The organism is Synechococcus sp. R6-7 (genome assembly GCF_047461695.1).
Classification (GTDB): Bacteria; Cyanobacteriota; Cyanobacteriia; order Thermostichales; family Thermostichaceae; genus Thermostichus.
The window spans coordinates 1-8393 of record NZ_JANSHS010000081.1 but is presented as its reverse complement, the minus strand read 5'-3'; the positions used below and the strand labels follow the sequence as shown (position 1 = coordinate 8393).

The window sequence follows — 8393 nt, the reverse complement described above, 5'->3', positions numbered from 1 at the left end:
GGGGTGGGGTGATGTTGGCGGCCACCTCTTTTTCCCTGCTGGTGCCGGGCACCGAGGCAGCCATAGCGCTGGGGTATTCCCCATTTGGGGCGGCTGTGGTGATGGTGGCAGGCCTGTTGTTGGGGGCGATCTTCCTGGAGAGTGCCCACCGCCTCTTTCCTCACGAGCACTTTTTCAAAGGGGTGGAAGGGGAGAACCGCGCCCATTTGAAGCGGATTTGGCTTTTTATCATTGCCATTGCCCTGCACAATTTCCCGGAAGGACTGGCGGTGGGAGTGGGTTTCGCTACCGGCCAAGTCGGCGATGGGTTGGCGTTGGCGTTGGGGATCGGCTTGCAGAACATTCCAGAGGGGCTGGTGGTGGCTTTGTCGCTGGCAAGCCAAGGGTATTCGCGGCGGTTTGCTTTTGGCATCGCCCTGCTGACCGGACTGGTGGAGCCCATCGGCGGGATCCTGGGAGCAACGGTGGTCTCTCTGGCGCAGCCCCTACTACCCTGGGGCATGGCTTTTGCGGCGGGGGCGATGTTGTTTGTCATTTCCGATGAGATCATCCCTGAGTCGCACCGGCAGGGGTTGGAGCGGGAGGGCACCTTTGGGGTCATCAGTGGGTTTGTGGTGATGATGTTGCTGGATATCACCTTGGGCTAGCAAGGGATCCCGTCGCGAAGTGGAACGGAGTTTTATTTTTTTATGTTGAGTAACGAACCCTTTTTGTGGCGAGGAGCAGGGGAACACGCCTGTCTGCTGCTACATGGATTGGGGGGCGGTGTTTACGAGTTGCAATGGCTGGCAGAGCGGCTGTTGGCGGCTGGCCTGACGGTGCAGGGATTTAACTATCCCGGCCATGACAGTGCTCCGCATCGCTTACACGACCGCCGGTCTGCCCACATGCCCCCTTCCCGCTGGACGGAGTGGTACGGGCGGGCTTTGGAGCATTATCTGGCTTTGCAGCAGGAGTATCCCCGCGTTTCCTTGGTGGGCTTTTCCACCGGCTGTCTGCTGGCTTTGCACCTGGCTTTTGCCCATCCCATCCATAAATTGGTGCTGCTGGCGCCATTTTTCGCCATTCGCCACCGCTGGTACTATCTTTTTCGCCCTGAGCAGTACCTGAACAGCCTGGGTTGGCTATTGAAGGAGGTGCCCCGCCTCAGCTTGCCGATTCGGGATGGGGACGCTCGAGCCTTGGCAGAAAGAACGGCCTATTTCCGCAGCTTTAATCTGTCGGCGGTGCGCAGCGCTCTGGAGCTGATCGAGCGGGTCAAGGGAGAGGTGGCTGGCATCCGGGTTCCCACTCTGATCCTGCAATCTCGCCAAGATACAGTAGTGGATCCTGAACAGGCAGCGTGGCTCTATCAAGAGCTGGGATCCGAGGAGAAGATCTTGTCTTGGCTGGAGCACTCCGACCACATCCTCACTTTGGACTGCGAGCGGGAAACGGTGTTTGCCCAGGTTTGCGCCTTTCTCAAACGGGATCCCTCTGCGCCCGGATCAGCGTAACCCGCTGCCAAGCACCGCGGGCATCGTAGTCCCGGATCAAACGCAAGAGACAATGGCAGTCTTCCGACTGCGGAAACCAGCTCAGGCTTACCGAAAAGCTGCGATCCCGGTAGGCGGTAGGGATGGGCAAGGGATCCGGCCCGCCAATCCACAGCCCTCCCGGCAAGGGATCCCAGTTGCTCAACCACTCTGCCCCCGAGCAGTCCACCTCGGTTTCGGCAAACCGGCCCTCGGCAACCGCAAAGCTCTGGGCGATCCCCCGCCATCTCCCCTGGAGGCAGGCTCTCAGCTGCTCTCTGCTCAGGGGTGCACAGTCTGCAACGGGATCCAAAGCTTGGCCGCGCCGCTCCAGGATCGCGGTTACCTCTACCAGACGACCTTGGGCATCCCACTGTTGCACCAGCCGCGCCTTGCGATCCCCCCAGAGAAAGCCCTGCTCGACGGCAAAATCACTAAACGGCGCCAGCTGCAGCCGCCCATTGGAAAAAGATCCATCGGGGAAAAAGCGCAATCCCGGCGAGAAATCCTGGTAGACCCAGCTCTGGGAGCTTTCGGGAGTGGGGGATCCCTGTAGGGGGTAGTAGGCGTTGGTTTGGCGGATCGCGCTCCCTGCCGCCGGACTTCCTGAAGAAGAGGATGGAGCCAAGGCCTCAAAGGTGATGAGGCTGCGCTTTTGGCCCCCCAGCTCCCAGCCGCCGGCGGTGGGTCGATAGTTGGAGAAGAGGCCGTGCCACACTCCCAGGTGGAGAGCCAGACATTGTTTTTGGGTTTTCATGAAGCAATGTGAAGCTAAGATTGTGAGGACGTAACGCTGGAGAGCAAGACCTATGGGGAAGAAGCTCCGAGGTGGCATTTTACTGATTTTGGGGTTTATGCTGTCTCCCCTTTCCTGGTGGAATGACTTGTTTTTCAATCTGCCGATTGCCTATGGGTTCGGCTACCTTTGTAGCTTGTGGCAACCGCAGTGGCTTTTGGGCGGAACCCTCGTGGGGTATTGGCTCTCCAACTTGATGGGCATTCTCATGATGCAATTTGGCGCTACGGACGTCGTCGAGAGAAGCGAAAAACCTCGCAATGTGAAACGTGATCTCTTGATTGGGCTGGCTTCTTCTACCGCCTATACTTCGGCAATTGTTGGGCTGCTTCAGTTTCACCTCGTCGATATCAGCGCCATCTTCCCCATTTCTTAACCCTATGCCGCTGGCAATTTTCTGGGCAACTTTAGTCGAAGGGATCCTCGCTTTTGTTGCCACCCATATCGACGACTTTTTCTTGCTGGTTCTGTTGTTTGCCCAGGCACAGATTCGGCCTACTTGGAAGGGCTGGCACATTTGGCTGGGAGGCTACTTGGGCTTGGCAGGGTTGATCCTGCTCAGCTCTCTGGGATACCTGGGGGGCCTGCTGTTGCCGCCACCTGCGATTGGGCTGCTGGGGTTGATCCCGATTGCTGTGGGTGGTTGGAAATTGTGGCGACCTGAACCTGAAGAAACTTTGGAAAAAGAGTTGGAAGAGTTGCGAGAGCGCCCAACCCAAAAGGCTTGGCCGATCCTTTTGCCCCCGCCAGTTCTGATGTCCATGCTCTTCACCTTTGCCAACGGCGGAGATAATGTCAGCCTGTACGTTCCTTTGTTTGCCGGCAGCACCTCTCTCCAGTTGGCCCTCTTTGCCACAATCTTTTTTCTGATGAAGGGATTGTGGTTTGCAATGGCTCAAAAACTGACGATGCAGCCTGCAGTGGCGAAGGTTTTAACGGAACGGACAGAACACTGGGTGCCCTGGATTCTGGTAGGTTTGGGGGTGTGGATCCTGTTCAAAAATGAGACTTGGAGATGGCTTTTGTCTTAGACTCTGGCCGGGATTTGTTCGTGATAGCGGGACGGGATTCTTTCGAGTTCTAGTCGTTGTGTCGGTCTAGGGAGGGATCCCAGTCCAGATCTTCGTGGCGGTGCTCCCGTTCCCAGCGATGCACCCAGTCCCAAATGCGATAGTGCTGCTCGGCGGTGAGTTGCTTGGGATCTTGGGCCAAAGCGGCAGCCTCTTCTGGGGTGAGCAAAGCAGCCAGGCTGCCGATCTCCACCAAATAGCGGCGTTCTTCCGCAGTGGTGTGGGACTGATTGAGCCGTCGAATTAAACGACGTAAAGTGGCTACATCTTGACTCATAAGCCGATAGGCGAACATCTACAAAAGGCGGTAAGAACAGTTTAAGAGCAGAATCATCAAAATCACCAAAAGAAAACAGTCCAAATTGTCTGCCCAATGCTCCTCTAATCCTCAAAGGATCCCAGAATGCGCACTTCCGGCTCCAAAAGCACCGACCATTGTTGATAGACCTTTTCCTGGGCCAAGCGAATCAAGCGGTAAATGTCCTTGGCACTCGCCTGATGGCAATTGAGGATGAAGTTGGCATGGCGCTCTGAAATTTGGGCCCCACCGATGCGGTACCCCTTCAAGCCGACCTGCTCGATTAGCCAGCCGGCAGGGTGAGATTCGGGGTTGCGAAAGACGCTGCCACAACTGGGCAAATGGTAGGGTTGAGAGCTTAGGCGTTGGTTGAGGTAGCGCTGGGTTTCCCACTGCACCTGGGACGGATCCCTGCTTGGGATCAACTGCAGCGTCGCTCCTGTCACCGTCCAGGGGGAGTCCTGTAGGCGAGAGCGGCGATAGCCAAATTGCAGATCGGCAGGTTCTAGGCGGCAGGGCTCTTGTTCCTCGTCCAAAATCTGCACTTCCACCAGCACATCCGCCATGGCGCGTCCGTGGGCACCCGCATTCATCACCACGGCTCCCCCCAGGGTGCCCGGGATCCCGATGGCCCACTCCAAACCGCTCCAGCCTTGCTTGGCGGCGGCCCGCGACAGATTGACCAAAGGCTCTCCGGCAGCGGCCCAAATTCTCCCCCCTTCCAGCAGTTGGATCCCCCGCAAACGGCGAGTGCCGATCACCAGCCCCTTCAACCCCGCATCGCTGATGAGCAGATTGCTGCCTGCCCCCAGCAGCGTCGTGGGGATCCCTTCTGCTCGCGCCCAAGCCAAACACTGCTGCAGCTCCAGATGGCTACGGGGCTCACAATACCACTCCGCTTTGCCGCCCACGCGAAAGGTGGTCAGAGGAGCCAACGGGATCCCCGATTGAATTCGTCCAGATAGCAGAGCCGCCGGCCCGCGGGGGAGAAGCCTGTCTTCAGCGGTAAGACTTGCCGCCTCAGACTCACAGGAACCGTCCCGCTGAGGCACCACCGGAGCCGTCGTCATGATTCAATACCTCAGAAGCAGCTATCTTTTCAGCTGAAGTTTGGATTTTTGGCTTTCCTTTTCAGCTGAAGTTTGGATTTTTGGCTTGCTCAGGCTGTTCCCTCACCTGAGCCGCATATGCCCGCATCGTAGCGATTATCTGCTGATTTAGGTCCCCTGCGCCCAAAAAAACGGCGAGATCTCCAGGCTGCAGGACGGACGGCAACACCTCCGGCAATTGCGGCAAAGACGACACATAGCGCACATGGGGATGGTGCTCCGCCACCGCCACGGCCAAGCGCAAGCTGTTGTCGGAACCCTCAGGCGCCGGCTCTCCCGCTCCATACGTAGGCACGATCACCACCACGTCCGCCTCCCCAAAGCAGCGGGCAAAATCTTGGAACAGGGCAGCCAAACGGCTGTGGCGATGAGGCTGAAACACGGCCACCACCCGCCGCTGTTGCAGACGGGCTGCCTGCAGGGTGGCTCGAATCTCGCTGGGATGGTGGGCATAGTCGTCGATAAAGGTGACTCCACCCACTTCCCCCTTGTGCTCAAAGCGGCGATGCGCCCCCCGAAATTGCGCCAAAGCTGAGGCAATCACCGCAAACTCCAAGCCCAACTGCCGCCCAACGGCAACCGCCGCCAGGGCATTGCTGAGGTTGTGGGATCCCAGCACCTGCAACTGGAGCTGGCCGAGCAGGGATCCCCTTTCCCAAATCTCGGCGCAGGTGAAACTGGCAGTGTAGAGGATTTGGCGAGCTTGGTACTGGGCTTGGGGATGACCGGTCAGGCTGTAGCCCACATCCACCCTCAGGTGAGCCGCCACGTTGGGACAGTCCAGACAGGCCACCAGGGTTTGGCTTTGCTGCCCATACTGTTGAAAAGCCCGGATCACCTGCCCCAAATCGGCGTAGTGATCGGGGTGATCCAGCTCAATGTTGGTGATCACCCCAATCTTGGGATAGAGCCGCACCAGGGATCCATCCGACTCATCCACCTCCGCCACCCAATACTCCCCCTTACCCAGACGGGCATTGCCATCCCAGGCATCCACTTCCCCGCCGATAATCAAGGTGGGATCCCAGCCCGCCGAGAGCAATACATAGCCGATCATGCTGCTGGTGGTGGTTTTGCCGTGAGTGCCGGCCACCCCAATGCCGGAGCGACGGTTAAACAGAGCCGCCAACAAGTCTGCCCGGTGCCAAACCGTCAATCCCTTGCCCAGGGCAGCGGCCAATTCTGGATTGGTGGGGCGAATGGCGCTGGAATAGACCACCTGGGGATCCCCGACCAACCCCTCCAAGCTGTGGCCCTGAAAGAAGCGCACCCCCAAAGCTTCCAGGCGGCGGGTACGGCCATTGGCGACAATGTCGGATCCGGAAACGCGAAACCCTTGTTTAGCCAGGATATAGGCCAGGGCCGACATCCCCACTCCACCAATGCCCACAAAGTGATAGGTGGAAAGCAAGGGATCTAGGGGATCCAAATGCAGGGGCGGAGGCTGAGACCGAACCGGCAACGGCGGGATGGGATCCCCTCCTCCAACTGTTTCCACCATCGCAACTCCACCCCACTCCTAAAACCGCCACACTCCAAAAAAAGGACTGCGTTCTGCTGACTACAAACAGGTTCGAACAGGCCACATCATATCAGGAATCCCCAGAGCTAGGTAGGCTGCGCCCCACCGGTTGCCGTGATCTGCCGGCACCTTGGGGAACCCACAGGGGGTGAAAATACGGTGAGCACAAGCAACACAGAATACAGCTGGACATTTTCATCCCAAAAACTTTACACTTATTTAAGAAAAAGAGGCGGCGTTTGTCGTCTGCAAAGCCACAGCGGGTAAAAGGCCATGAACCCACGAGCGCTTTGGTCGCTGGCAGGAGTCGGGCTGCTTGGTTGTGCCGGTCTGGCATGGCTGGGATTGAGCCAACAGGGAGCCACACAGTCGGTATCGGGAAGTGCAGAGGCAACGGTGGAAATGCGGCTGCCTCCGCAAGTTGGTGCTTTGGGTCGCCTGGAGCCGGAGGGGGAAGTGCTGCGCATTGCCGGTTCCCCCGGAGAACGGCTGGGAGAGCTGCTGGTGGCCGAGGGGGATCGCGTGGTGGCAGGCCAAGTGCTAGCCCGCTTGGAAAGCTACGCCGAGCGGTTGGCGGAGCGAGCCTATGCCGCTGCCCAACTTCAAGAGGCCCGCGCCCGGTTGCAGGCCGAGACCCGTTTCAGTCAGGCCCAAATCCAAGAGGCACGCACCCGCCTCAGCCGTCTGGACGAGCCGCAACAGATGCAAATCCGCTCCCAGGAAGCGGTGGTGGAACGTATCCGGGCAGAACTGGCCGATGCCGAGGCCAATCTGGCCCGCTTTCAGGAGCTCTGGCAGGAAGGAGCAATCTCGCAACAAGAGCTGGATCAACGCCGGCTGCTGGTGCGGCAACGACAGGAGGACTTGCGGGCTGCCGAAGCCACCCTGAGCCAACTGCGCCTGGCCCGTGAGCGCGATCTGCTCAATGCCCAAGCCCAAGTCCAAGCTGCCGAGGCGGGACTGAGTCTGGCCCAAGCCCAAGTCCAACTGGGATCCCTGGCCCGCAATCTGGAACTGGCAGAAGCTCGCCTAGAGCGCACCCTCATCCGCGCTCCCCGTGCTGGACAGGTGCTCAAGATCCACACCCGCCCTGGAGAGGTCATCCCCGCCGGCGAGGGCATTCTTGAGCTGGGCAACACCGACCAGATGATGGTGGTGGCGGAAGTCTACGAGACGGACATCCTGCGGGTTCGGCCAGGGCAACGAGCAACCATCAGCAACCGCGCTCTGCCAGAAACCCTGCAGGGCCGAGTGGAGCGGGTAGGCCTGCAGATTGGCAAGAAAGATGTGCTCAACACCGACCCAGCTGCCGATGTGGATGCCCGCGTGGTGGAAGTGTATATCCGCCTGGATCCGGAGAGCAGCGCCCGCGTGGCTGGCCTGACCAACCTGCAGGTGAATGTGGCCATCGATGTCGAGGGGTAGGCTCAGCCCATGTACAGCCTGTTCAGTGTGGCTTTTATCGCCCATCGGATCCCGTTGGCCTGGCTGCAGTTGACGCGGGAGAAGATCCGCCTGCTGGTGGCCCTGGCGGGCATTGCCTTTGCTTGCATCTTGATGTTCATGCAGTTGGGCTTCCAAGACAGTCTGCTGGAAAGTGCCATCCGCTTCCACGTGGCCCTGAAGGGAGAGATCTTCCTGGTCAGCCCTCAGTCCAACGCCCTGATTGCCATGAACACCTTCTCCCAGCGGCGACTCTATCAGGCTTTGGGCTTTGAGGGGGTGCGGGCCATCTCGCCTGTCTATGTGGGCTTTGCCCTCTGGAAAAATCCAGAGACCCGCCGTACCCGCAGCATTTTTGTGGTAGGAGTGGATCCCTCGGCTGATCTGTTGGACTTGCCGGAACTGACGCCGGACAAGCTGGAAGAGATCAAAAAGGCGGACGTGGTGCTGTTTGACCGCCGCTCCCGCAGCGAGTTTGGCCCCATCCCAGAGTGGTTTGAGTCCGGGCGAGAGGTGGTTACTGAGGTGGGAAACCGCCGCGTCCAGGTGGGGGGCCTGTTCGAGATGGGGGCCACCTTCGGAGCCGACGGCACCATCCTCACCAGCGACCTCAATTTCCTGCGCATTTTTCCGCAGCGGGG

General features: G+C 59.1%; 9 protein-coding genes and 1 pseudogene. 6 read left to right on the top strand and 4 right to left on the bottom strand.

What is annotated here, in order from left to right; all coding sequences use genetic code 11:
- Together NW815_RS02990 and NW815_RS02985 are read left to right on the top strand one after the other, a co-directional pair.
- A partial coding sequence (locus NW815_RS02990) for a ZIP family metal transporter (protein ID WP_414415689.1) occupies positions 1-647 on the top strand: 647 nt, incomplete at its 5' end.
- Positions 648-689: 42 nt separating this feature from the next.
- Positions 690-1496 carry an alpha/beta hydrolase gene (locus NW815_RS02985; RefSeq protein WP_414351761.1) on the top strand — a complete coding sequence of 269 codons (807 nt, stop codon included), beginning with the start codon at positions 690-692 and terminating at the stop codon, positions 1494-1496.
- On the opposite strand, the gene NW815_RS02980 is transcribed toward NW815_RS02985, so the two are convergent.
- Positions 1462-2271 (bottom strand): DUF3598 family protein, encoded by an 810-nt coding sequence (locus NW815_RS02980; RefSeq protein WP_414390373.1) that lies wholly within the window; start codon positions 2269-2271, stop codon positions 1462-1464. The two genes, NW815_RS02985 and NW815_RS02980, sit on opposite strands and share 35 nt — an antisense overlap.
- Positions 2272-2323: 52 nt before the next feature.
- Between NW815_RS02980 and NW815_RS02975 the strand changes: the two genes are divergently transcribed.
- Positions 2324-2686, top strand: coding sequence for a hypothetical protein (locus NW815_RS02975; RefSeq protein WP_414390376.1), 363 nt, complete (start codon positions 2324-2326; stop codon positions 2684-2686).
- A gap of 4 nt (positions 2687-2690) precedes the next feature.
- Positions 2691-3341 (top strand): cadmium resistance transporter, encoded by a 651-nt coding sequence (locus tag NW815_RS02970; RefSeq protein ID WP_414390377.1) that lies wholly within the window; start codon positions 2691-2693, stop codon positions 3339-3341.
- A gap of 49 nt (positions 3342-3390) precedes the next feature.
- On the opposite strand, the gene NW815_RS02965 is transcribed toward NW815_RS02970, so the two are convergent.
- From NW815_RS02965 to murC, 3 genes are all read right to left on the bottom strand, one after another.
- Positions 3391-3657: a hypothetical protein gene (locus tag NW815_RS02965; protein WP_041436475.1), complete on the bottom strand. Its 267-nt coding sequence runs from the start codon at positions 3655-3657 to the stop codon at positions 3391-3393.
- A 104-nt stretch (positions 3658-3761) separates the two neighbouring features.
- A complete protein-coding gene (gene murB / locus NW815_RS02960) occupies positions 3762-4748 on the bottom strand; it encodes a UDP-N-acetylmuramate dehydrogenase (RefSeq protein ID WP_414383327.1) in 987 nt (328 codons plus the stop codon).
- A 61-nt stretch (positions 4749-4809) separates the two neighbouring features.
- Complete coding sequence (gene murC, locus NW815_RS02955; RefSeq protein ID WP_414390380.1) at positions 4810-6249, bottom strand: UDP-N-acetylmuramate--L-alanine ligase; 1440 nt, start codon at positions 6247-6249, stop codon at positions 4810-4812.
- 333 nt (positions 6250-6582) lie between these two features.
- On the opposite strand from murC, the gene NW815_RS02950 reads away from it, so the two are divergent.
- The gene (locus NW815_RS02950) at positions 6583-7734 is read left to right on the top strand and encodes an ABC exporter membrane fusion protein (protein WP_414388271.1); all 1152 of its coding nucleotides are present in this window, start codon (positions 6583-6585) and stop codon (positions 7732-7734) included.
- 9 nt (positions 7735-7743) lie between these two features.
- Positions 7744-8393, top strand: a pseudogene (locus NW815_RS02945) (ABC transporter); the annotation flags it as partial.

Bases quoted from the DNA above. Each gene is read 5' to 3' on its own strand.
- NW815_RS02950 (WP_414388271.1), top strand. From the start codon at position 6,583: ATGAACCCACGAGCGCTTTGGTCGCTGGCAGGAGTCGGGCTGCTTGGT.
- NW815_RS02985 (WP_414351761.1), top strand. From the start codon at position 690: ATGTTGAGTAACGAACCCTTTTTGTGGCGAGGAGCAGGGGAACACGCC.
- NW815_RS02975 (WP_414390376.1), top strand. From the start codon at position 2,324: ATGGGGAAGAAGCTCCGAGGTGGCATTTTACTGATTTTGGGGTTTATG.
- NW815_RS02980 (WP_414390373.1), bottom strand. From the start codon at position 2,271: ATGAAAACCCAAAAACAATGTCTGGCTCTCCACCTGGGAGTGTGGCAC.
- NW815_RS02965 (WP_041436475.1), bottom strand. From the start codon at position 3,657: ATGAGTCAAGATGTAGCCACTTTACGTCGTTTAATTCGACGGCTCAAT.
- murB (WP_414383327.1), bottom strand. From the start codon at position 4,748: ATGACGACGGCTCCGGTGGTGCCTCAGCGGGACGGTTCCTGTGAGTCT.
- NW815_RS02970 (WP_414390377.1), top strand. From the start codon at position 2,691: ATGCCGCTGGCAATTTTCTGGGCAACTTTAGTCGAAGGGATCCTCGCT.